The organism is Arthrobacter liuii (assembly GCF_014639275.1).
Classification (GTDB): domain Bacteria; phylum Actinomycetota; class Actinomycetes; order Actinomycetales; family Micrococcaceae; genus Arthrobacter; species Arthrobacter liuii.
The window spans coordinates 1-1,164 of record NZ_BMFW01000077.1 but is presented as its reverse complement, the minus strand read 5'-3'; the positions used below and the strand labels follow the sequence as shown (position 1 = coordinate 1,164).

The following is a 1,164-nucleotide window of genomic DNA, read 5'->3' as shown; positions in this document are numbered from 1 at the left end:
GGTCACGTCCCGTGGAGTGGTGTAAATCTCGGTTCTGAGCGTCGCTTCGTTGACGTGAAGAGCCATCGTGCGATGGTCAGTGAGAACTGTCTAGGAATCTCACGAGAGGACACAAACACACGATGGCTCTTGACCAGTCTGCCTTGTTGGACCTGCTTGGCCAATTGAAACTCACCGATGTCACTGAACGGGTCCGCACCGCTACGGAGAAGCTCTATCAGGAGCTCATCGACGCGGAAGCGACCGCGTTTATCGGCGCCGGCCCGTTCGAACGCACCGATGAGCGCGCGACGCACCGTAACGGGACCCGCCCCAGGACCCTGGCCACGACGGCCGGGGACCTGGAATTGAAGATCCCGAAGCTGCGGCAGGGCTCATTCTTCCCCTCCTTGCTCGAACGGCGCCGCCGCGTGGATCAGGCCCTGTTCGCTGTCGTGATGGAGGCGTACCTGCACGGTGTCTCGACCCGGAAAGTCGACGATCTGGTCAAGGCTCTTGGTGCTGATTCGGGGATCTCCAAGTCCGAGGTGTCGCGGATCTGCGCCGACCTCGACGCGGAGGTCGGGGCGTTCCGGGACCGGGATTTATCCGCGTTGGGCTACCCGTACGTGTTTCTCGACGCGACGTATTGCAAGGCGCGCGTGAATCACCGGGTCGTGTCCCAGGCGATCGTCGCCGCGGACGGTCGCCGGGAGGTGCTCGGGTTCGACGTTGGCGACAGCGAGAATGAGGCGTTCTGGACGGACTTTCTTCGCTCGCTCAAGACCCGGGGTCTGGGCGGGGTCAAGCTCGTCATCTCAGACGCCCACACCGGGCTGAAGAAGGCTATCAATACTGTCTTTCAGGGCGCATCGTGGCAGCGCTGCCGGGTGCACTTCATGCGTAACGTGCTCTCGACCGTGCCCAAGGGCGCCCAGGAGATGGTGGCCTCGATCATCCGCACCGTGTTTGCCCAGCCCGATGCCGGGCATGTGAATACTCAGTTCGACGCGGTCACCCGCATGCTGGGGAAGTCCCACCCGAAGGTCGCCGCGATGCTCGACGATGCCTGTGAAGACGTTCTCGCGTTCGCCGAGTTCCCGACGAAACATTGGCGTCAGGTCTGGTCCACCAACCCGATGGAGCGAGTGAATAAAGAAATCAAACGACGCACCGACGTTGTCG

The 1,164-nt window shown here is 62.1% G+C and carries 1 protein-coding gene; it reads left to right on the top strand.

Going from position 1 to position 1,164, the window contains the following annotated elements:
* Positions 1–122 precede the first annotated feature (122 nt).
* On the top strand, positions 123–1,164 hold a 1,042-nt coding region (locus tag IEW19_RS23135), incomplete at its 3' end, for an IS256 family transposase (protein WP_188573889.1).